The 22690-nt window shown below is 61.0% G+C and carries 19 protein-coding genes; 5 read left to right on the forward strand and 14 right to left on the reverse strand.

Translation table 11 applies throughout. The features are described 5' to 3' along the window. On the reverse strand, window positions 1-372 hold a 372-nt coding region (locus LNV09_RS06555; protein ID WP_411969230.1), incomplete at its 3' end, for a branched-chain amino acid ABC transporter permease. Window positions 373-676: 304 nt separating this feature from the next. Between LNV09_RS06555 and LNV09_RS06560 the strand changes: the two genes are divergently transcribed. Beyond that, on the forward strand, window positions 677-2638 hold the full coding sequence (locus tag LNV09_RS06560; RefSeq protein ID WP_263556292.1) for a sensor histidine kinase: 1962 nt from the start codon (window positions 677-679) through the stop codon (window positions 2636-2638). Beyond that, window positions 2631-3977, forward strand: coding sequence for a sigma-54-dependent transcriptional regulator (locus LNV09_RS06565; RefSeq protein ID WP_263556293.1), 1347 nt, complete (start codon window positions 2631-2633; stop codon window positions 3975-3977). Before LNV09_RS06560 ends, LNV09_RS06565 begins: the two co-directional genes overlap by 8 nt. A 5-nt stretch (window positions 3978-3982) precedes the next feature. On the opposite strand, the gene LNV09_RS06570 is transcribed toward LNV09_RS06565, so the two are convergent. Further along, entirely contained in the window at window positions 3983-4873 is an 891-nt protein-coding gene (locus LNV09_RS06570) for an amino acid ABC transporter substrate-binding protein (protein WP_263556294.1), read from the reverse strand. Window positions 4874-5046: 173 nt separating this feature from the next. On the opposite strand from LNV09_RS06570, the gene LNV09_RS06575 reads away from it, so the two are divergent. Continuing rightward, the gene (locus tag LNV09_RS06575; RefSeq protein ID WP_263556295.1) at window positions 5047-5724 is read left to right on the forward strand and encodes a gamma-glutamylcyclotransferase; all 678 of its coding nucleotides are present in this window, start codon (window positions 5047-5049) and stop codon (window positions 5722-5724) included. Here LNV09_RS06575 and LNV09_RS06580 read toward each other — a convergent pair. Continuing rightward, window positions 5647-6366 carry a nucleotidyltransferase family protein gene (locus tag LNV09_RS06580; protein ID WP_263556296.1) on the reverse strand — a complete coding sequence of 240 codons (720 nt, stop codon included), beginning with the start codon at window positions 6364-6366 and terminating at the stop codon, window positions 5647-5649. The two genes, LNV09_RS06575 and LNV09_RS06580, sit on opposite strands and share 78 nt — an antisense overlap. 171 nt (window positions 6367-6537) lie before the next feature. On the opposite strand from LNV09_RS06580, the gene pdxH reads away from it, so the two are divergent. Continuing rightward, window positions 6538-7173 carry a pyridoxamine 5'-phosphate oxidase gene (pdxH, locus tag LNV09_RS06585; protein ID WP_263556297.1) on the forward strand — a complete coding sequence of 212 codons (636 nt, stop codon included), beginning with the start codon at window positions 6538-6540 and terminating at the stop codon, window positions 7171-7173. Between the two features lie 7 nt (window positions 7174-7180). Here pdxH and LNV09_RS06590 read toward each other — a convergent pair whose 3' ends face one another. The 7 genes from LNV09_RS06590 to LNV09_RS06620 all read right to left on the reverse strand — a co-directional run bounded on the left by LNV09_RS06590 (window position 7181) and on the right by LNV09_RS06620 (window position 16644). Next, window positions 7181-9292, reverse strand: coding sequence for a TonB-dependent receptor (locus LNV09_RS06590; protein WP_263556298.1), 2112 nt, complete (start codon window positions 9290-9292; stop codon window positions 7181-7183). Between the two features lie 91 nt (window positions 9293-9383). Continuing rightward, on the reverse strand, window positions 9384-9740 hold the full coding sequence (locus LNV09_RS06595; protein WP_263556299.1) for a hypothetical protein: 357 nt from the start codon (window positions 9738-9740) through the stop codon (window positions 9384-9386). A gap of 68 nt (window positions 9741-9808) precedes the next feature. Beyond that, a complete protein-coding gene (locus LNV09_RS06600; protein WP_263556300.1) occupies window positions 9809-10321 on the reverse strand; it encodes a DUF3299 domain-containing protein in 513 nt (170 codons plus the stop codon). A gap of 38 nt (window positions 10322-10359) precedes the next feature. Further along, window positions 10360-11556 carry an FtsX-like permease family protein gene (locus tag LNV09_RS06605; RefSeq protein ID WP_263556301.1) on the reverse strand — a complete coding sequence of 399 codons (1197 nt, stop codon included), beginning with the start codon at window positions 11554-11556 and terminating at the stop codon, window positions 10360-10362. After that, complete coding sequence (locus LNV09_RS06610) at window positions 11553-12239, reverse strand: ABC transporter ATP-binding protein (protein ID WP_263556302.1); 687 nt, start codon at window positions 12237-12239, stop codon at window positions 11553-11555. Before LNV09_RS06610 ends, LNV09_RS06605 begins: the two co-directional genes overlap by 4 nt. Window positions 12240-12262: 23 nt before the next feature. Then, entirely contained in the window at window positions 12263-12811 is a 549-nt protein-coding gene (gene msrA, locus LNV09_RS06615) for a peptide-methionine (S)-S-oxide reductase MsrA (RefSeq protein ID WP_263556303.1), read from the reverse strand. A gap of 74 nt (window positions 12812-12885) precedes the next feature. After that, window positions 12886-16644 (reverse strand): DUF748 domain-containing protein, encoded by a 3759-nt coding sequence (locus LNV09_RS06620; protein WP_318023273.1) that lies wholly within the window; start codon window positions 16642-16644, stop codon window positions 12886-12888. A gap of 111 nt (window positions 16645-16755) precedes the next feature. Here LNV09_RS06620 and LNV09_RS06625 point away from each other — a divergent pair, with 111 nt between their 5' ends. Then, window positions 16756-17568, forward strand: a complete 813-nt coding sequence (locus tag LNV09_RS06625) for a YdcF family protein (protein WP_263556305.1) — start codon at window positions 16756-16758, stop codon at window positions 17566-17568. A gap of 70 nt (window positions 17569-17638) precedes the next feature. Here the strand turns inward: LNV09_RS06625 and glmM are convergent, their stop codons facing one another. The 4 genes from glmM to LNV09_RS06645 all read right to left on the reverse strand — a co-directional run bounded on the left by glmM (window position 17639) and on the right by LNV09_RS06645 (window position 22673). Then, window positions 17639-18970: a phosphoglucosamine mutase gene (gene glmM, locus LNV09_RS06630; RefSeq protein ID WP_263556306.1), complete on the reverse strand. Its 1332-nt coding sequence runs from the start codon at window positions 18968-18970 to the stop codon at window positions 17639-17641. 30 nt (window positions 18971-19000) lie between these two features. Then, a complete protein-coding gene (gene folP, locus LNV09_RS06635; RefSeq protein WP_263556307.1) occupies window positions 19001-19858 on the reverse strand; it encodes a dihydropteroate synthase in 858 nt (285 codons plus the stop codon). Between the two features lie 106 nt (window positions 19859-19964). Beyond that, window positions 19965-21869, reverse strand: a complete 1905-nt coding sequence (ftsH, locus tag LNV09_RS06640) for an ATP-dependent zinc metalloprotease FtsH (RefSeq protein ID WP_263556308.1) — start codon at window positions 21867-21869, stop codon at window positions 19965-19967. Between the two features lie 123 nt (window positions 21870-21992). Then, window positions 21993-22673 (reverse strand): RlmE family RNA methyltransferase, encoded by a 681-nt coding sequence (locus tag LNV09_RS06645; RefSeq protein ID WP_263556309.1) that lies wholly within the window; start codon window positions 22671-22673, stop codon window positions 21993-21995. Window positions 22674-22690 lie beyond the last annotated feature (17 nt).

Consider the following 22690-nt stretch of genomic DNA (forward strand, 5'->3'; position numbering starts at 1 on the left):
GTTCGGCTTCCAGATGATCATCGCGAGCGTTTGCAGCAGTAGCGACATGCCCATCGCGGTGATCAGAGGAGCCAAGCGCGGTGCATTGCGCAGCGGCCGGTAAGCAATCTTCTCGACCAGGAAGTTCAGCGTGGTGCAGATGACGACGGCGCAGGCGAGCGCGATCAGCATCATCAGCCAACCCGGCATGCCGGTGTCGGCCAGCGCCCCCACCACGGTCCAGCTGACCAGCGCGCCCACCATCAAGATCTCGCCATGGGCGAAATTGATCAGGTTGATGATGCCGTAAACCATGGTGTAGCCCAAGGCCACCAAGGCATACATGCTGCCCAGCACCAGACCATTGATGATCTGTTGCAAAAAAGTTTCCATTGCTGTCTTCCTTTATGTGCGAATCTATTGTCGAACTGCGCTGCTAGCTTGCAAGCCACATGCCAAAAGTCAGGGTGCGCGGGTATTCACCGAGGCCCCTCCATGGGGCCGACAAGCTTTGCCAGTGCGCGAAATCAAGCAGCGGGCGGAAATCGACACTGCGAACCCAGGTGCAGTGCGGACATCGACACAAACCGCAGACTTTCACTGACTCTCGCAGGCGCGCGCACAAAATTCTTCCCACGATCAATGGGGACAGATGCGCGCGCATTAGGCACACTACGCAGCCCTCGACCTTCGCAGCATGAAACCGCCCTTCGATTCCTTTTCTCCGCCCGCCAGGGCAAGGTGGCCGAGCCGCCTGATGTGCCGCTTCGGCCTTGGCATGCACAGCCCCGGCTTGATGAGCTATCTGACGCTGGCGCTGATCGCCATGGTCGGACTGGGGTTGCTGCTCGGCCAGCGCTGGAGCGAACGGGCAGGCATGGCGCAATTGGCGGCCGTAGGGGCCGAGCGCCTGGAGTTGTACGCTGCCAGCTTGGAGGCCGAGTTGGCGCGTCACGCCTATTTGCCCAGCCTGATAGCCATCGACACCGACATCCAGGCCTTGCTGAACGCGCCCGACGACGCCGACTTGCGCCGCCGCGCAAACCGCAAGCTGGCCGGCATCAAAGTACGGGCCGGCTTGAGCCTGAGCTTCGTGCTCGGCCGCGAGGGTCAAGTCTTGTCCGCCAGCGACGGCGGCGCGGCTGACAGTGCATCCTTCGCGGCAGCGCAGCGATTTGCACGCTATTTGGCTATCGGAGCGGAACAAACCAGCGCTCATTTTTTCGCCGCCGATGAGGCCAATGGCAGCAGCAATTACTTCTTAATGCACACCCTCAGGCGCAGCGGCCGCCCACTCGGTCAAGCGGTGGTGATGCAGAACCTGGCGCCACTGGAGGCCACCTGGGTAGATCAAGGCCTGCGCTCGCAGGGTGAAAAAATCCTGGTCGTCGATGACAAGGAGGTGGTCATCATGTCATCGGTGCCGCAGTGGCGAAACCATTTGCTGAACCCCCGCAGCGCCGAACAATTGATTGAGATGCAAGCGTCGCCGCGCTATATCGGCCCAATCGGGGGGCCGCTGGGAGTGTTTGTCCACGAGGATTTGCAGCAAGCACCGGTCTTGGTCGCCCTGTCGAGTTTGGCCCAAACCGGCTTGCTTGGCGGCGCCGCCCCCACGCAGTTGCTGGCACAAGAACGCTCCGTGCTCGCGCTCGCGCTGCGCCTGGTGACGCTCTCGGACCCCACCGAAGTCTTGCGTCAGGCGCGTTATGCGGCTTGGGGCGGCGCAGCGGTTGGCGCGTCGATCGGCATGCTGGCACTCTACCTGGCCTCACGGCGGCGGGCGCACGCCCAGCTGTTTGCGGCCAGCAGCGAATTGCAACTGGCACACGCGCAGCTGGAGCGTCAGGTGGACGCCCGTACCCAAGAGCTGAGCCAGACCAACCAAGAGCTCAAGCGCCAAATCGCGCAGCGCCTGCAGGCCGAAGATGAGTTGATGCAGTCGGCCAAGCTGGCGGTGCTGGGGCAGATGTCGGCCGGCATTGCGCATGAGATCAATCAGCCTTTGACCGCGATGCGCGCACTGTCACGCAATGGCTTGCTGTTGCTGGAAAAGGGCCGCAGTGACAGCGTGGCCGAGAACCTGACCAGCATCGACGCGATGGTGGAGCGCATGACGGGCATCACCCGCCAGCTCAAGAGCTTTGCGCGCAAGGCCGAGGCAGCGCATGCGCCGGTATCCTTGAGCCGCGCAGTCAGCGGAGCGCGCTTGCTGCTGGAGCATCGCATCAAGACCGAAGGAATTGAATTCAGCGTCGATGTCAACGCAGAATTGCTACTGCGCTGCGAGGCCAACCGGCTGGAGCAGGTTCTGGTCAACCTGCTGGGCAATGCGATGGATGCGATGAAGGACGCCGCCGTCAAACGACTCCACATCGGCGCAGCGCCCCTCGACAACAGCGCGGGCAGGCGGGTTTTGGTGCAAATCTCGGACTCCGGCGCCGGCCTAGCGGCCGAGCTGTTGCCGCGCTTGTTTGAGCCGTTCTTCACCACCAAACCGGCCGGCCAAGGCCTCGGCCTGGGCCTGGTGATTTCATCGAAAATAATTCATGAATTCGGCGGCAGCCTACGGGCCTGGGCCAATACGACACAGGCCGGTGGCGGTATGACGTTCGAATTCGACCTGGAAGTCAGCAGAAGGGATGGCGCGCATGTTTGAGGGATTCAAGGTCTTGTTTGTCGAGGACGACCCGCCGGTGCGCGCCAGTCTGGCCCAAACGCTGGAGTTGGCCGGCTTGGAAGTGCTGGCCTGTGGCTCGGCAGAAGAGGCGCTGCCGCATATCCAGCCGGGCGCGCAGCTGGTGGTGGCGACCGATGTGCGCCTGCCCGGCATGGACGGGCTGGCTTTGTTAGATCATGTGATGGCCACCGACGCCAGCATTCCGGTCGTGCTGGTGACGGCGCATGGCGATGTGGCGATGGCGGTGCGGGCGATGCGTACCGGCGCCTATGACTTCATCGAAAAGCCCTTTGCCCCCGAGCGCTTTGTCGACGCCTTGACCCGCGCCCTGGACAAACGCGTGCTGCGCGTGGCGGTGGACGAGTTGCGCGGCCAGCTGCAGCGGCGCAGTGGCATGGAAGCAGTGCTGCTGGGCAACTCGGCGGCGATGCAAAACGTGCGGCGCCAGGTCTTGAATCTGGCGGACACCTCGGCCGACGTGATGATTCTGGGCGAAACCGGCACCGGCAAGGAACTGGTGGCACGCTGCTTGCACGACCAAAGTGCGCGGCGCGACCGCAACTTTGTCGCCATCAACTGCGGCGGCTTCCCCGAGGCCTTGTTCGAGAGCGAGTTGTTCGGCCATGAGCCGGGCGCCTTCACCAGCTCGGCCAAGCGGCGCATCGGCAAGATCGAGCATGCCAACGGCGGCACGCTGCTGCTGGATGAGATCGAGACCATGCCGATGGTGCTGCAGATCAAGATGCTGCGGGTCTTGCAGGAGCGCCGCGTTGAGCGCCTGGGCTCGAACGATGAGTTGCCGGTCAATGTGCGCGTGATTGCCGCCACCAAGGCCGATTTGCGGTCTTTAAGCGAGCAGCAAAAATTCCGCGGTGACCTGTATTACCGGCTCAATGTTGCCACCTTGCAGCTGCCGCCACTGCGCGAGCGGCGCGAAGACATCGCACTCTTGTTCGAGCATTTCGTCGCACTCGCCAGCAGCCGCTACGAGCGCCAAGCCCCGGAGTTGAGCCCGCAGCGTCTGCGCGAGCTGATGGCGCATGACTGGCCCGGCAATGTACGCGAGGTGCGCAACGCCGCCGACCGCTTTGTGCTGGACATTGCCAGCAGCGAAGGGGCCAACATCGAAGCGGCACTGGCGCCGGCCGGTGTCAGCTTGGCTCAGCAAATGGACCAGGTTGAGAAAACCTTGATCGAACAAGCACTGCGGCGCTGCCAGGGCCGGGTGCCGGCGGCCATGGAGCTGCTGGGTTGCGCCAAGAAGACGCTCTACGACAAGCTGCATCGGCATGCGATTGAGCTGGACCGATTTCGCTGATTTTTTTACCGGTAATGCTGCGGGTCGACGGCATCCGTCGGCTTGTCGATCACGCGTTTGAACGCCTCGCTCATTGGCATTTGCAGATTCAGGCCGCGCGACGCAATTGGGGACTCAAACCATTTGCGATAGATGGCCTGTATCTCGCCGCGCTGGTAGAGGCCAGCAATCGATGCGTCCACCAAAGCCTTGAAGCCGGCATCGCCACGCGGTAAGCCGATGGCATAGGGTTCGAGCGAAAAAGCCTCGACAGAAATCTCATAGTCGCCCGGATTGGCAACGCTGAGCAGCAACATGCGCAGCAGCACATCATCCATTGCATAGGCCGCCGCGCGCCCGCTTTGCAGCAGGCGAAAGGCATCCCGGTCATCCTGGCCGACCAGAATCTTCAGACCGAGTTGCTGATTCAAATTGGCCTGGTGCAGCAATTGAATGCTGGTCGTGGCGATCGTCGAGGCGACCGGCTTGCCGCGCAGGTCCGCCAAAACGCGCACGCCCGCGCTGCGCTTGGACAGCAGCCGGGTCTCGGCCACAAAGGTGGTCAACGAAAAGGCCTGCGTCTTTTGGCGCTCCACGGTATGGGTGGTGACGCCGCACTCCAAGTCCACCGAGCCATTGGCCACCAAGGGCATGCGTGTGGCCGAAGATACGGCCACCAGCTTGAGCTCCAAGTCGGGATTCTCCAAGCGCGTCTTGATGGCCCGAATGATGTGCCCGCAAATATCCAGCGAATAGCCGATCGGCCGCAACTTCTCGTCAAGATAGGAAAACGGCGCCGAATCAACCCGGTAGCCGAGCACGATCACGCCGGTATCGCGGATCTTGCGCAGCGTGCTGGAGTCAAGCGTCTCACCTTGCACCGGTCGCGTCAGCAAGCCAACAAGCAAGCAAAGCATGGCCCGGCACAGAAAGTTCAATGGCAATATCAAGTGCGGGCTCGGAGGTGGCGTCGCGCGACGGGTTCAAACAATCCTTGCATTGTCCCCGCCCCTGAAACCGCCGCAAGCGTGTAAGCCCCAAGCAAAAACCGGGCAGAAGGCTCAAAGTTTGTGGCAGCATGAGCTACAAGATGAACAATTCAAGCAGCAAACTTGCCGGCACTTTGGCGCCCCCGCTTCCTCTGCGCAGCCAAGAGCTGCTGAGAATTGCCCAGACGCAATGGGATCGCAAACAAGGTTTGCTGCTGTTTGCCTATGGCTCCTTGATTTGGAAACCCGGTTTCACGCCGGCCAACACCTTGCCCGCTCAAGTGCATGGTTACCACCGCGCACTGCGCCTGCGCTCGCTGGTAAACCGGGGCAATGCGGCTCAGCCGGGCCTGGTGCTGGCGCTGCTGTCAGGCGGCAGTTGCCGGGGTTTGATTTACCGTGTGGAGCCGGCGCAGAGCGCGGCCTTGTTGAATGAGTTGTGGGCACGCGAGATGGTGATTGGCTCCTACGAGCCGCGCTGGCTCAACTGCCAAACCCCGCACGGGCCGCAATTGGCGCTGAGCTTCACGCTGGCGCGCCAAAGTCCGGGCTATGTGGGCGCGCTGAGCGACGCCGACTTGTTGCACATCTTCGAACATGCACAGGGCCGCTACGGCACGACCCTGGACTACCTGCTGCGTACCGTCGAGGGACTGCGCCAGCATGGCTTGCGCGATGCGGAGCTTGAACGCCAGTGGCGCCTAGCTGCCCTGCACGGTCTTTGTGCGCCCCTGATCACCGAGCCCCTTCAACCCCTTCGGCCCACTCGGTCCCGTTAGTTCAGTCAGCCCGATTTGACTCTGTAGCCGGACCAAATCCTCTACCGTATCGACGTCGATCAGCACGCCGGGATCGTCCACCTCCACCGCCTGCGAAGGGTAGCGCGCGACGATGCGCCGCGCGCCTTCGTCCCCCTGCAGATCGATCAATTCAGAATAGAGTTCGGCACTGAAACCCACCGGGTGCCCGCGCCGCCCATGATGCTGCGCGTAAGCGACCGGGTAATGCTCCAGCGCGGCCGCCACGGCCAGCATGCTGGCGGGACGCAGCAAAGGCATATCGGCCGGCACGATCAACCAGCCGTCAGCGTCGCCGCTTGCCTCGACACCGGCCGCAATCGAATAACCCATGCCGATCGGCGTGGCGCGGCCTTGACTGTCGAATTCCGGAATCGCCACGACATCACGAGCCGCGATCAAGGGCTGAACCAAGGGAACCAGCTTTTGGGTGGTCACAACGACCACCCGCATGCCGGTCTCAATGACATGGGCCAGGGTCTGGGCCAGCACGGTGTCCGTCGCCGAAGCGCTGGCTGGATCAAGCTCGCCGCCCAAGTGCTGCTCAAGCTTATGCCCTTGCCCCAAGAACCGCATGCCTCGTCCTGCCGCCAGCACAATCACCGCCGGTCGTCGTTTCGCCATTCTCAATTTTCCTTTGGACACCCTCAGCGCCGCCCGATCATTGCGCCGAGCTTTACCGCTTGTGCGCATAGCATGCCGTACGAACATTGCAGCTGCCAGTGGTACCTTTACCTAAGGTGTTCTACCCGCCTTGACTACCAAGCTTTGGCAACTTCATTGGATACTCGGGGCATGAACAAGCTATCCGACCTGCGAAAGAGTTACGAGCAAGGTGAACTCGACGAGGATCTGGCCGCTCATGAGCCGCTGATCCAATTCAAACAATGGCTGGACCATGCGTTGGTCAGCAGCGTACCCGAACCTAACGCGATGACGGTGGCCACGGTCGGCGCGGATGGACGGCCGTCGACCCGCATCGTCTTGATCAAAGGCTTTGACGAGCGCGGCATCGTATGGTTCACCAACTATGAGAGCCGCAAAGGGCAAGAGCTGGCACTCAACCCGCATGCCGCACTGCAATTCCATTGGGTGGAGTTGGAGCGGGTGGTGCGGATCGAGGGTCAGGTCTCGCGCATTGATGCGGCCGAATCCGATGCTTACTATCAGTCGCGCCCTTTGGACTCACGCTTGGGGGCCTGGGCCTCGCCGCAGAGCCAAGTCATCAGTTCGCGCGGCGTGCTGGTGGCGAATGCAGCCAAGGCCGCACTCCAGCATGGTCTGCACCCGCAGCGCCCCCCGCATTGGGGCGGCTACCGGCTGCAGCCCCAAGCCTGGGAATTCTGGCAGGGACGCAAGTCCCGCCTGCACGACAGGCTCAGTTACCGATTGCAAGACGGCAAGTGGATCAAACAGAGACTGGCACCCTGAAAAAAGCTCAAAACCGCACTTGCACACCCGTATGCACGGAGCGCCCCGGCAAGGGGCTCAAGTCGCGGATGGTGGCCACCGAGCTGGCGCTATAGGCGAGTTTGTTGCCCAGGTTGTCCAGTTTCAGATACCAAAGCCCGTCGACATCGGCGAGCCGGAACTGCCGCGCCAGACTCAGTTTGACGAGGCCGTAGCCCGCGGTCGGGCTGTCAAGCGCCGGCACCCGGTCCTGACGCGCGGCCATTCTCAGCTCGAAGCGGCCTGACCACAGGCCTTGCTGAGCGTCCAGGCCAAGGCTGGCGCGCAGCGGCGCCAAGCGCGGCAAGGCCTCGCCGGTTTCGCGGTTCTCGCCCCGCACCCCGTCCAGCTGCGCCGTCAGGCTCAGCTGGACGCCGGCCAGCAATTCGGGCAGGTCGAAGCGCCCCTCCAACTCAAAGCCCTGCATCAAGGCCGGCACCGACTTGAAGGCGTATTCGGGCAGCGACTGGCCGTCCGTCTCGATTTGCACGCCGGTCGCATCCAAGGCGATATAGCGCGAGAACTTGGTCCGAAAGACATTGAGCCTCAGCATTTGTTGGCTGCCCTGCCAGACCAGACCCAGGTCAAGGCCGAGTGCGCTCTCCGTGCGCAGATGGGCGTCACCTCGTTCAAACGCGCCACTGGCCACATGCACACCGTTGGCATGCAGCTCATAGAACATCGGCGCGCGCTCGGTACTGTTCAAATTGGCCGTCAGATTCAGGCCCTTGCTCGTGGCGGACTTGCTGCCGCCCGCTTCGCCCAGCAATTTATAGCTGCCACCCAAGGACAGGCTATGCGGGCTGAAGCTGTGCCGAGTGGCCGCCCCGAAGCGCGCCTCCTCCCCGGTCGAGGCCTCATCACCACGCGAGTCCACCCGCACCGATTCCAGCCTGGCGCCGGCGGACAGGGCCAGAGGCCCGCTGCTGAACTGCTCCAGCACAAACACGGCGCCATTGCGGGTGCTGGTGCTGGGCACCAGGGCCTCGGCACCCAGGGCCGAGAAATCCGAATCCTCCCACTGCAGGCCGACGACGCCTTGCAAGGACCCCAATGGGGCATGGGCCAACTCGATCCGCAAGTCCTTGCCGGTACTCTTGAAGACAGTGCCGACCGCGCCCGTGCCCTCGACCTCGCGGTGTTCATAACGCGTGCTGCCCATGCTCCAGGTCAAGCGCTGCAGCAGTGCTCCTGATGCTTGCGGTGAGCCCTGCGCATCGACTCGCCACTCACCGGCGGCCGATAAACGCTGGCGCTGCATTTGCACCGTCACGTCGGGTTCTACAGTGACGCCGTAGTTATTGCGCGAGTCATCCACCGACAGCCCGGCATAGCCGTTGGCAAACAGCAGCGAGGCGCCTAAGGCCCCGCCGTGGCTGTCGGAGGCCGAATTGCGCACCGATTGGGCCGTGACGCCATCGGCCGTGAAGCTGGGCACGCGCAGATCATCGGCGCGCCTGGCCGACGCATCGGCATGCCAGACCAAGCGCTTGTCACCACCTTCGAGGACGATCGCGCCATTGCGCTCGGCGGCCGCGCCGCCCAAACGTAACTCGGACGCACCGCTCAGGCCAACTTGCGCCTGCCGCGGAATCCGGTTGTCAATGGTGTTGACCACGCCGCCAATTGCATTGCCGCCATACAGCAGCGCCGCCGCACCGCGCAAGACCTCGATGCGGTCGATCACCAAGGGATCCAGCGGCACGGCGTGATCGAAACTCAGACTCGACGCGTCCACCGAGGCGCCCGAATTGCTCAGCATGCGGACCCGGTCACCGTCCAGGCCGCGAATCGTCGGGCGATTGCTGTTCGGGCCGAAATAGCTGGAGGACAGACCCGGCAACCCTTCCAGCGTTTCACCCAAGGTCGAGCCACGGCGCAGAATCAGCGCGTCCCCCTCCAGCACATTGCTGGGCTGGGCCAGCTCTTGGCTGCGCAAAGGGTTGCCGGTCAACACGACCTTGCCGAGTTTTTCACTTTGGCCTGGCTCGCTCACCGAGGCGGCGACAGCGTCTTGTTGTTGCGCCCAAGTCGACATTGACAGGCAAAGCAGGCTAGCGCCCAGGGCCAAAGCCCGTCGCGAAAAAATATGGGAATACATCTATCTCTCCAGATGCGCGCCCGGCTGGATTGGATGCGGGCGGCGCAGGCATGAACTCATTCGGGCCAGCAGCCCGAAACATCGCTGAAGTTCAGGCCCAGAGAGGCGGGCCGCGGGCGCCGCGCTTCCAATAGCTGGCGGGCGCGCCATTGACCCAAGGCGTGGCCGCCGGCAGCACATGCATTGGCGCCGTAGCGTCGAGCGAGAACTGCCCGCCGGTCGCGTGGTCCTGGCTGAGTTGATCGAACAGCTGGCAACTCAGATCGCCACTTTGATGGCCCCAGCCATCCAATGCCGAGACGCCTTTGACCACGCCAACGGTCCCGCCATGCGCGTGTGCATGGCGGTGCAGATGGCCGAGGGTTTGAAAGCTCAACAAGACCAGCGCAAGCCAACAGGCCAGCCAAAATTGGCGGGCGGGTGTTGGGGCGTGATGCGGCTGAATCATTGGGGAGCGATTATCGCCGCGCGATCAAGTCAGCCTGACGAAAGGCTTCAAGAGGCGGCAAAAAACCTTCAAGGCTTGAGTGCCTGCCCATCCAACAATCGGTAAAACATGCCGTAAGGGTCGTCGCTCAAGACCGACAACTGGCCCTCGATGGTGATGGCCTCCAGGCTGTAGCGCACCGGTTGCTTGCTGTGCACCTCGATCAAGCCCTCGGGACCTGCGGGCACGCAAAATGCACAGGAAGTGGGCACGGCGGAGAGCAAAAAATGCTGCTGTTTATCGCCCGGTTCGAGCGGCATCATGAAACCCTGCACGCGGACTTTTTGTTTGTCCAGCGCGAGCACTCGGGTCGGGAAGACGGGAATCAGCCTGTTCTTTTCGACCTTGGTTGACACTGAGGACAAGAGAGCCCAGGCCAGCACGCCCTCGCGCTCTTGCAAGGGCTTGATAGGGCTGCGGGGGTCGTGATAGCCCGGGCCTGTGCCGACCGTCGGGGCAGGCTGAGCGTGGCACAGCGGTGCACCCAACAACGAGCCCAGCACAAGGCAGGCGCGAGCCGCGACTCGCAACAATTTACTCATAGGTCGTTTCCATAGTGCCTGATTGTGCCCCGCCGGTGTTATCTCGGAGCCTGCAGCAAATCGGTGACATCGAGCTTGAAGGCAGCCCGGGCCGGCCAAGCAGCGGCCAACAGCGCCAAGCCCAGCGCAAGCAAGGGAATCAAGGCCTCCCAGGGTGATAGCCAGGCACCGCTGATGTGCAACGACTGCTGCCCGGCCAGCAACACGCCCAAGACCGCAGTCAAACCATGGCCCAGGGCCAGCCCCAACAGGGTCGCCATAGCAGCCAGGCCAAGCGCCTCCAGGCTCACCAGCAGGGCGACCCGCCAAGGCGGCGCGCCCAACATACGCAGCATGGCCAGATCGCTTTGCCGTGCCCGCACCGCATGCAGCAAGGCCACAAACACCGAAGCAGCAGCCGCCAGCAGCAAGACCAGCGCAAAGCCCCGCAAGACATCGGTCCCCGCACCCACCATGCGCAGCAAGCGGGCGGTTTCGAGTGCCGGCGCTGCAGCCTGCAGGCCCGGCTGCGCATTGACCCAACGCGGCATAGAAACCGCCGCCAAGGGGCTGCGGTAGCGCAGCAAAATCAGGGTGATTTCGCGCTCCTCATCGCTGAGCTCATGGCCAGAGTCGTGATGGCTTTCATGTTGCTGCCACACCGAAGACAGGTCGGTAATCACCAAGCGATCCAGCACGCTGGCGCTGGCCGCCAGCACCCCCACCACCGTGTAGAGCTGCTCCTCATGCGCGCTGCCTTGCAGGCCCAAGCCATGACTGGCGGAAAAGGTCTGGCCGAGTTTGAGGCCGGTGCTGGCAGCCACCTCGGCGCCCAGCACGGCCTGCATGGGGCCGCTCCAGGCCTGGCCGCTGGAAAAACGCGCTTGGAAGTGATCCAGATACTGCGCCGTGCTGCCGACGATGCGAAAGCCCTGCACGCTATCGCCCAAAGACTGCGGGATGGCTTGCGCCACCAAGGGCTGAGCACGCAGGGTCTGCAGCGTGTTGAAAGGGATATTGCCGGTCGGCACATCCAGATGAAAAGCGCCCGCCAACATGATCTGCATCGGGCTGCCTTTGGCGCCGACGATCAGGTCGATGCCGGCCAGATCACGTCGCATGCCCTGCTCGATCTGCTCGCTGACCAGGAGCACAAAGCAAATCGCCCCCAAGCCTAGACTCAGCAAAAGCAGATTCAGCGCCGCCGTCAAGGGTTGAGCCCATAGATAGCGCCAGGCCAGTCGCATCAAACTCATAGGACTGACGCGCTGGAGGCAGATTTAGGCAGGTGCAATTCCCGCCAAATTTGATTTTCGCTGGCCAGAAAGCGCTCGGAGATGCGGCTGTCATGTGTCGCCAAGATCAGGGTGGCCGACTGTTCGGCGGCGCTTTGCGTCAACAAGTCAATCACCTGCGCGGCGCTGTCATCGTCGAGGTTGGCAGTTGGCTCATCAACCAGCAAGAAACGCGGCCGCCGCATCAAGGCGCGCGCCAATGCCACGCGCTGTGCCTGCCCGACACTGAGGCGATGCGGCAAGCGTTTATCCAAGCCGCTCAGGCCCAAGCGCTCCAGCAACTCGGCCGCCCTGCCCGGCTGCGGACTCAGCCCGGCAGCGATATAGGGCAGGCTTAAATTCTCTGCCACGCTGAGCGCGGCGCTCAAGTGCAAGCGTTGCGGCACGAACCCGAGGTTGGCACCGCGCCAAGCGTCCAGCCGGCGCGGCGAGAGCGTCTGCAAGGCAGTCCCGGCCAGCAGCAAGGCACCGGCGGAGGGCGTCAGCAAACCGGCCAACAAAGCCAGCAAGGTCGATTTACCCGTGCCCGAGCCGCCCCGCAGCAGCAAATGCTGACCAATAGGCAGCGAGAAATCCTCGAACTGCAGCAGCGCACCCTGCCTGTAGGCGTAGCGTAAATCGGCCCAAGAGACGGCAGCAGTCACCAAGCCTGACTCAAGCGGACAAATCAAGCGGGACGCACCAAACGCGCGAAGGTGGCAAGAAACTTATCGACCTTGGCGGCCACCACAAAGGCACAGTAACCCTGCTCGGGATTGCGGGCGTAATAGTGCTGGTGATAAGTTTCAGCGGGCCAGTAATTGCGCTCGGGCAGCAACTCGGTCACGACCCGTCCCTGGTGCACGACCTGGGCTTCGGCCAGCACCTCGCGCGCTACGCTTTCTTGCTCGCTGTTGTGGGTATAGATGCCAGAACGGTACTGCGTGCCGACATCGGCGCCCTGGCGGTTCAAGGTGGTGGGGTCATGGATGGCAAAGAATACTTCCAGCAATTCGGTTAGGCTGACTTGCGCAGCATCAAAATCAAGCCTCACCACTTCAACATGGCCGGTATTGCCGCCGCAAATTTGTTCATACGTAGGCTGCTGCACATGGCCGTTGCAATAGCCGGACTCGACCTTGTGCACGCCCTTGACGCGCTCGAAAACCGCCTCGGTGCACCAAAAGCAGCCGCCGCCCAGGGTAATTCGAGACAGGTTCTTAGGCAATTCGCTCATGGTCTGGCTTGGCTTTCTTTGTGGTGATTGCATCGCAGTGCGCAAAGCATAGCCGAGGCTGGCGTTTAGGCCCGTCAATGGGCACTGAGTTGCAAATCGGCATGAGGTTGCCAGACCGCTTCCGCCGGCGCACTGCTCTCATGCAAACTGGGTGCGCCGAGGAAAATGCGGCTATTGGGCAGACCCTTGTTGATCAGGGCATCGCGCACCATCACACCGCGCTCCAAGGCCAGCGCCCGCACGCTCGCTTCGCTGACCTCATAACTCGACAGCAACAATGTCCGCATCTCGGACGCTGGAATATCCTTGCTAAAGCCGATCATGTTCTTGGGCTTGTTGGGTAACTTCGCCGAGTCATAAACCGATTTCAACAAACGCGCCCGGTCGGCATCGTTCAAATTCGGGCTCAGCGCTGCTTCGGACTGCTGAGGCGAGCTCGCGTTTGCTTGGCGCTGCAACTCGCGCTGCAGTTCACGTTTACGCTCGGCCAACAGGGCTGCCTCCAACTGGCGCTCTTGCAGCGCGCCGCGTTCTGCCGCAGGGTCGGCCCAGGCCTTGATCGTCAGTGACAAACCGGGCCGCTCCTCCATCATTTTGGCGACGCTATCGAGATTGGCGGGCGCCAGTGCCTCGGCGCTGCCGGGGGCGAACTCGAACCGGCTGAGGTCGGCCTCAGCGCTGCCGCTGAAAAGCGAAAACGGCGCCGACAAGGCCTTGCCCAGCAGGTTGGCAATGACCTTCCAGATCACCCCGCCGACACTGAACTCGGGCTCATTGATCGAGCCTTTGATGGGCACTTCGACGTCGATGACGCCATGCTTGTCCTTCAACAAGGCGACCGCGAACAAGACCGGCAACTTGGTCGCATCCGGGCTTTCGACGCGCTCGCCAAAGGTCAGCTGGTTCAAGATGATCTGGTTGTTGGCCTGCAAAGCGCCACCCGCGTCGACCTTGTACTGCACCTTGGTCGAGAACTTGCCTCGCTCGATCGCATAACCCACATATTTTGCGGCATAGGGTGACAACGGGGCCAACTCGATGTCGGAGGCGGAAGCCCGGATATCCAAGAGCAGGGGCTTGCCGAGCGGATTGACATTGCCGACCACGTCCAGCAAACCGGTGCCGGCCACACGTCCCTGCAAGCTCAAGGGTGCCAGCTCGGCTCGCTCCGAGCTGAACGCACCCATGCTGCCTTGAAGCTCGCTCAGTTGGGCGCTGTAGTTAGGCCGCACGAAACGGTCGTTGAAATCGACCCGGCCTTTGGCGACACGAACCTGCGCGATAGAAATCGGCATGTGCGGTGCTGCGCTGGCCGCTGAGTCTTGCGCAGTCGCGGCAGCCTCGGCCACGGCCGCGGCAGGAATTGCAACTTTGCGCTCGACCTGGCCGACATCGCGCAAATTGACTTTACCCTGCTCATTGATGATGACCCGGGCAAAGAAGTCGTTCAGGAACACGTCGGCGACCGAAATCTGTGGCGGGCTGCCGGCCTTGAGTTGCAGCTTGATGCCGTCCAAATTCAAGGCCTGCCAGCTCAGCAGCTCCTCGCCAAGCACATCCTGCCCGTCGACCTCACGCGCTTGATGCAAAAGCAAATCTGCCACCAACATCTTGGCCGTCGCCTGCGCATTGAGGCCGGCCGGGGTTTGACTCGCATTGAACTGAGCGCGCAGACCCAACTCGCCCTTTTGCAGATGCAGGCCCCAAGCGGGGTCCAGGTATGGATCCAAAAGATGCAAAGGCATGCGCTCGAGACGCAAACTGCCGCCCGCCGACAGCGGCGACAAACTCGCCATACCCTGCCATTGCAGTTGCCCCATGGGGGCTGAGCCGCGCTTGATCGCAGCCAACTTCAAACTCAAATTGACCGGCATCGCCTTGGCCGGATTCGGCCACGCAAGATTGCGAACATCCAAGTTGATCTGTTCAGCACTCACTGCACTCGGCGCCAAATGGGTGCCTGCGTCCAGCAAACGCAGCATGCCTTGCTCAAGCTTCAGCCCTTTTAGTTGAAGCGCCCAGGGCGAGCCGGCCGCACCGTCTGAAGGGCGACCCGCAGACTGCTCTTTGACAGGGGGCAGCAGCAAGTCCTGAAAATTCCACTGCCCGCCTTTGCTACGCGCCAGCTCCAGTGCCGGCCGGCTGAACTTCAAATCACCCACGATGATCTTGCGAGCCGCTAGATCGACATTGAGGCTATCGATATCCATGGCCGCAAGACGCAGCAAAGGTTCGCGCGCCGTCTTGCCACCCAAAGAAAACCCAGTCAATTGCAAGTCAGCCAGCGTCGCTTGCGCTCTTTGCTCTGGCTTGGGCAGCAACGGCTGCTGCACAGCCAGCCCCCCCTTGCCGGCCAAAATACCGGCCAGCCGCAGCGGCACTCGCCCCGGCAATTGAGCCTGCAGATAGGGCGTTAGCCATTGCAAATCCAAGTCTTGCCATTGCCAGTCAAAACTCAAACCGTCTGCACCCAGTTTGCCCGCCCCGTCCAGGCTGGCAGACTTCATCGATGCGGGAGCGCCTTGGGGACGCAATCGCATTGCGAGATTGATCGGCGTCGTGGCATTCAATGGCCAGGCCAAGGCACCCAACTTAAGTTCAATGTCTTGCACAGTCAAGCCAAGAGCAGGTTTGGTGGACGCATCTTGCCAATCCAGCCCTCCGGCGCTCAGATCGAACCGCTCGATGGCCAGCAACCAAGGCGCAGCCTTGCTATTGCCAGCAGGCTGATCTTGTCCCTTGTCCTGTTCCTTGGCTTGACCCGACTCAAGCGCCACTCCGGCCAGTTGCATGCTGCCCCGGCCGTCTTTTGAAATGGACATTTTTGGGGCCACCCATTTGACCGCCCCGAGCTTGACGACCCGATTCAAAGGCTGGACATCCAGCAACTGCAGCTCCAACTCGCGCCAGGACAGGCCGGGTGCCGCAGTTGGGGCCTGCAGTTCAAACTGGGCCAATTTAACTTGTCCCGCCAGAGCAACTTCGGGCACCTTGCCAAGCGACTGCTGAAATTTCAGATGCAAGTCTGCATCCACCCGTCCCTGCTTCAAGCGCAGCGGCAAGGCAGCAGGCACATAAGGGGCGTAAGGAGCCAAATCCAGGCCATCCAATTTGAAATCAAGTGTTGCCACACGCTGCTGCGCAAATGGCAAGGCGCTGCCCTTGGCGCCGAAGGCAACGCCGTTCAATCGACCGGACACTTGTGGCTCAACATTGACCTTGACATCGGCCGCCAGGGTCGAAACAAAGGGCAGGTCCAGCAACAAGTGGTCTATTTGGTGGCGACTTGCTGTGGGCTTGTCATCCAGCAGCACCGCCCCTTGCTGCAAGTCAATGTTGTAGAGCGCGAGCGCCAAGGGCTTGGTATCAGGCTTGGGCTGCGCGGCGGGCTTGGTGAAACGCTCGATCAAATCATCAATGTCGTAATGGCCGGCCGCCACCCGAGTCAAACGCAGAATTGGTCGCACGAGGGTCAAAGATTCCACCACCGGGCTGCCAAACCATAGCGAACTGACGGACAGGTTGAGCGTTAGCCTTTCCAGCTCCAGCAGCGCATCTTTTTGTTGGGCCGTGCCCGCAACGGTCAAGCCCTCCAGCGTCAAGGCCAAGGTCCAGGGCTGAAAGCTCACCGCCCGAACGCTGACGCTGCGGCCCAGCGCCTTGCTCGCCAATTCCACCCCCGTGGACTGAAGCCAGCGCGGCAAGACGAGCCAAGCAAGCAAGAACACCAAGCCCACAAGACCCAAAATGCCGGCAAGCCATCGCCGCCAAGTCTGCCATGAGCTAGCGGCCAAGGGCGTATTCGAATTGTTCGGGCTTGTCATCCTGTCCATCCATCGTCAGCAAGGCACAATTATTGAATGTAATCGACCCATGGCACTGCTTTGATGGGCCGTTAGTAGTTAGTTTTCACAGCCTGATTTGCCGTCGTTATTGGACCAATTTTGAATCTTGTCTCGCTCCTTCACCAAATCAAGCCATTTGCCTTGACCTTGGCGCTGCCACCGGTGCCATTTCTATTGATGATCCTGCTCGGCACGCTGCTGCTGCGTCGCTCGAGTAAACACAAAATTGGCGCGCAACTGGCGATAGGTCTAGGGGTACTGGGCATCTGGTTCAGCGCCAGCGAGGCAGTTGGGCAGTTGCTCTCGCGGCAACTGCTACATGCTCCGGGCGCGCTCAGCGAACAAGAGATTGCGTCTCTTGCCCTTCGCAGCCAAACCCAGGCTGACGTGGCCGTGCTGGTACTGGGCGGAGGGGCGCGCCAATATGTGCCCGAATACGGCGGTCCGAGCTTGAACGCCATCAGCCTGGAGCGACTGCGCCTGGGCGTGTGGCTGGCAAGGAAGATCCAGGCACCGCTGGGCTTTTCCGGCGGCATTGGCTGGACGGCCAAGCACTTGGCGGACAGTGAGGCCTCGATTGCCAAGGCGAGCGCTCAAACTGAGTTTGGCATCACCTTGCGCTGGGTCGAAGGAGGCTCGCGCGACACACGCGAAAACGCCGCGCTCAGCCTGCAAATGCTACGCGCCGATGGCATCAAGAAAATCATCTTGGTGACCCATGAGCAGCATATGCCGCGCTCATTGAGAGCGTTCAAGGCAGTGGCCCAGGACGACATGGAAATCCAAGCCGCCCCGGTCGGACTGCTGCGCGACGGGATGTCCGAGCTGCTTGATTGGGCACCGTCGGGCGACGGCTTCTTGCGAGTGCGCTACGCGATCTACGAATGGATTGGACTTCTGACCGGCCATTGAGCAAACTCCCGCTCGGGCAACTCGGTCAGACACAGCTGGCTCATGCCTTCGGCTGAACCAGCCCTGGCGCTCAGCCCTTGACCGCTTCGGCCAGCCGTTCAGCGCAGCGCTGTGCCATCGCGCCGTCGCTGGCCTCAACCATCAAACGCAACAAAGGCTCGGTTCCCGAGGCGCGAATCAGCACCCGGCCGCGGTCCGCCAACTCGGCCGTGACTTCGGCTTGTACGCGAGCCAGTTGGGCATTGCTCTTCCAGTCTTGGCCGGGCTGCAGGCGAACATTGATCAAGACTTGCGGAAACAATGTGACCGGCGCCAATAGCTCGGACATGCTCTTGCCGGTGCGCATCACGGCCTGAAGAATCAGCAGCGCGCTGACGATGCCGTCACCGGTGGTGTGTTTGTCCAAAGCCAAGAGGTGGCCCGAGCCTTCACCGCCCAACTGCCAACCGCGTGCGCTGAGTTCTTCCAGCACATAACGGTCGCCCACCTTGGCACGCACAAATTCCACATCCAGCGCCTTGATCGCCAGCTCGACCGCCATATTCGTCATCAAGGTGCCGACAGCGCCGGGCACAGAGCCTCCTTGCGCCAAGCGGTCTGCAACCATCAAATACAGCAGCTCATCGCCGTTGTACAAACGCCCTTGCGCGTCAACGAGTTGCAAGCGATCGGCGTCACCGTCCAGCGCCACACCGTAGTGCGCACCATGCTCTTTGACGGCAGCAACCAAGGCCGCCGGTGACGTCGCGCCACAGCCGTCATTGATATTGAAGCCATTGGGGCTGCAGCCAATCGAGATCACTTCTGCGCCCAACTCATGGAACACGTCGGGTGCCACGTGATAGGCCGCGCCATTGGCTGCATCGATGACGATCTTCAGGCCTTTGAGGCTGAGATCTTGGCCAAAGCTGTTCTTGCAAAACTCGATATAGCGGCCACGCGCTTCGGCAATCCGGCGCGCGCGGCCCAGGTTGGCCGAATCAATCCAGGTGGGCGGATCTTCCAGCGCCAATTCAACCGCCTGCTCCCAAGCGTCGGAGAGCTTCTCGCCTTTGGCAGAGAAGAATTTGATGCCGTTGTCGGCAAACGGGTTGTGCGAGGCACTGATCACCACGCCCAGATCCTGGCGCAGCGCGCGGGTCATATAGGCCACGCCGGGTGTCGGCAAGGGGCCGGTCAGCAGGACATCAACGCCGGCCGAAGCAAAGCCTGCCTCAAGAGCCGACTCGATCATGTAGCCGGAGATACGCGTATCTTTGCCGATCAAGACGCTGGGGCGCCCACCGTTTTTGCGCAAAACTTGCCCAACCGCATGACCAAGACGCAACATGAAATCAGGTGTGATCGCGCCTTGACCAACCGTGCCACGAATACCATCGGTACCAAAATACTTACGGCTCATTGTGAGCTTCCCTTTTAGAAAGATATTGCACTATTGTCGTTCAGCAAAATGACGCGACGTCATTTGAGCCGATGCAGCCGACCAAACCTTGATCGCATCCACAGTTGCTGCGACATCGTGCACACGCAGAATCTTTGCGCCTTGCGCAATCGCAGCAAGGCCGGCCGCCAAGCTGCCCGCCAAACGTTGATCTACCGCTCGGCCGGTCACATCGCCCAAGGCGCGCTTGCGTGACCAGCCCACCAAGAGCGGATAACCCAGATCCAGCAGTTCCGCTTGGCGCGCCAGCAATTCGAAGTTTTGCGCCGTGGTCTTGGCAAAGCCGTAGCCCGGGTCCAAAACGATTCGTTGTGGCGCAATTTGAGCTAACTGCAAGGCTGCCGCCCGGTTAGCCAAAAACCCCGCAACATTGCCCAATAAATCGTCATAGGCTGTGAGGGTCTGCATGGTGGCGGGCGTGCCGCGCATATGCATCAAGCAGACTCCGCTGCTGGGATGCCCCTGAACGACGCTCAGGGCCTGCGGATCTTGCAAGGCATGAATATCGTTGATGACATCGACACCGAGGTCCAAGGCGCGTGACATCACTTCAGCCTTGCAGGTATCCACGGAAACGGCCACACCCAGGGTCAGAGCGGCCGCGAGCACGGGCGCGATACGTACCCACTCCTCGTCGATCGACAAACTGGCTGCTCCCGGCCGACTGGACTCGCCGCCAATGTCGAGTATGTCAGCACCTTCCAGCACCAAGCGTTCGCAGCATTCAATCGCCAATGCCGGTGATGCATGTTGACCACCGTCGGAAAAGGAGTCGGGTGTCACGTTGACGATGCCCATCACACGGGGGCGACTCAGATCAATTTGAAAACGAGTGGTTTGCCAATGCATAGACAACAAAAAACAAAGTAGCACTGCCTAGAAAAACGGGGTCCGTCTGTGAAGACGGACCCCGAAGCTATTCATCTGCTCAAGCTGACAATTCAGCCTTTTCGAATCAGACCGCTGCAGCCGGCGTATCGGTACTCACCGCAGGAGGGGCGCTGTCGGACTTGCCGCCACTCGGAGGTGTCCAGTCCTTGGGCAACCGGGCAGCCTTGCCCGTCATGATGTCCTCGATCTGGTCGGCGTCTATGGTTTCGAATTCCAACAAGGCCTTGGCCATCGCGTGCATCTTGTCCTGATTTTCTTCGATCAGGCGACGCGCAATACCGTATTGCTCATCGATGATGCGGCGGATCACCAGATCCACCTTGCGCATCGTTTCTTCGGACATATTGGTGGTCTTGGTGACCGAGCGGCCCAAAAAGACTTCGCCTTCGTTGTCCGAATACACCATAGGTCCGAGTTCATCGGTCATCCCGTAACGGGTCACCATGTCACGCGCAATCGCGGTGGCTCGCTCAAAGTCATTCGATGCACCGGTCGTCATCTGGTTCATGAACACTTCTTCGGCAATCCGACCGCCAAAAAGCACCGAGATGGTCGAGAGCATGCGCTCCTTGTCCAAGCTGTAGCGATCCCCTTCTGGAAGCTGCATGGTCACACCCAAGGCACGGCCGCGCGGGATCACGGTGACCTTGTGCACCGGGTCGGTCTTGGGCATCAGACGTGCCACCAGTGCATGACCGGCTTCGTGGTACGCGGTGTTGCGGCGCTCTTCTTCCGGCATGATCATGGACTTGCGCTCTGGGCCCATCATGATCTTGTCTTTGGCCTTCTCGAAGTCGACCATTTCGACCACGCGCCCATTGCGCCGTGCTGCAAACAAGGCGGCCTCGTTGACCAAATTGGCCAAATCAGCACCCGAGAAACCAGGTGTGCCGCGAGCCAGGATGTCAGCACGGATGTCTTGACCGACCGGCACCTTGCGCATATGAACATTCAGAATCTGCTCGCGACCACGCACATCGGGCAGCGTCACATAGACCTGGCGGTCAAAGCGGCCTGGGCGCAGCAAGGCAGGGTCCAGAATGTCGGGACGATTGGTCGCCGCCATCACGATCACGCCCATATTGGTCTCAAAGCCGTCCATCTCGACCAGCATCTGATTCAAGGTCTGTTCGCGCTCATCATTACCACCACCCACGCCGGCACCGCGGTGGCGGCCAACGGCGTCGATTTCATCGATAAAAATGATGCAAGGTGAACTTTTCTTGGCTTGCTCGAACATATCGCGCACACGTGCCGCGCCGACGCCGACGAACATTTCGACGAAGTCAGAGCCCGAGATTGCGAAGAACGGCACCTTGGCCTCACCTGCAATTGCCTTGGCCAGCAAGGTCTTGCCGGTTCCCGGAGGGCCAACCAGCAGCACGCCGCGAGGAATACGGCCACCCAGTTTTTGGAACTTGGACGGATCTTTCAGGAAGTCGACCAGCTCTTTGACTTCTTCCTTGGCTTCATCGCAACCCGCCACGTCGGCAAACGTGGTGGTGTTTTGGGCTTCGTCGAGCAACTTGGCTTTTGACTTGCCGAAGCTGAACGCACCGCCCTTGCCGCCACCCTGCATCTGGCGCATGAAGTAGACCCAAACACCGATCAACAAAAGCATCGGACCCCAGCTGATCAACATGCTGATCAGGAAGGATGGCTCCTCGCGCGGCTTGACGTCAAACTTCACGCCGTTATTGCGCAGATCACCGATCAAACCTCGGTCAAGATAGGTGGCGGCCACGCGCAGCTTCTTGCCGTCGGTGGTCTCGGCCAGGATGTCGGTCCCGGCACCACCTTCTTGCAGGGTCACTTGCTTGATCCGGTGCGCCTGGATTTCATCCAAGAATTCTGAGTAGCCAATCTGGCCCCCCTGAGCTGCACCCCGATCGAATTGCTTGAAAACGGTGAACAGCACCAGTGCGATCACTACCCAAACAGCTACTTTCGAGAACCACTGATTGTTCACCGAGACTCCTTAATTCACTCAGACCTGACCGCAATTCTGCGATCGCTATCGGCCATATGGGGTTGATTCTATTGCAGTCAAGAGCCAACTCTGCTTTTGATAGACCGCTACAAAAGCCAGGGATTACCGCTTTGGCTGTTTCAATCCGATGCCGATCAGAAAAGTCTCGGTGGACCTGTCCTTGGACGCTTTTGGCTTGATTGGCTTGACCTTTTTGAAGGTCGCCTTGAATTGCTCAACCAGTTGGGTGTAGCCGCTGCCGTGAAAGACCTTGGCGACCAAAGCGCCCTCTGGCTTCAGGTGCTGCTGGGCGAAATCAATCGCCAGCTCCACCAATCCCGCCACCCGGGCCGCGTCCGAACTCTCAATGCCGGACAAATTGGGCGCCATATCGGACACAACCAAATCCACCGCGCGGCCTGCCAAGGCAGCCTCCAGTTGATCCAGAATGGCCTGCTCCTGAAAATCACCTTGTATGAACTGCACACCTTCAATTGGCTCACACTCAGTCAGGTCGAGCGCAATGATGGTGCCATTGAGCTTGCCTACCGCGGCGCCGCCGATGCCGGCCTCCTTGGGTGCAAAACAGCGGCGCAAATATTGGCTCCAGGCGCCGGGCGCTGCGCCCAGATCGACCACCACCTGACCCGGGCGCACCAGTTTCAAGGTTTCGTCGATTTCCTTCAGCTTATAGGCTGCTCGCGCCCGAAAACCATCGCGATGAGCCATCTTGACGTAGGGGTCATTGATGTGCTCATGCAACCATGTCTTATTAAGTTTCTTGCTTTTAGTCTTGATCTTCATGTTGCACGGATAATACG

Origin of the sequence: Paucibacter sp. B2R-40, assembly GCF_025717555.1 — a bacterium.
In the GTDB taxonomy this organism is placed as follows: domain Bacteria; phylum Pseudomonadota; class Gammaproteobacteria; order Burkholderiales; family Burkholderiaceae_C; genus Paucibacter_A.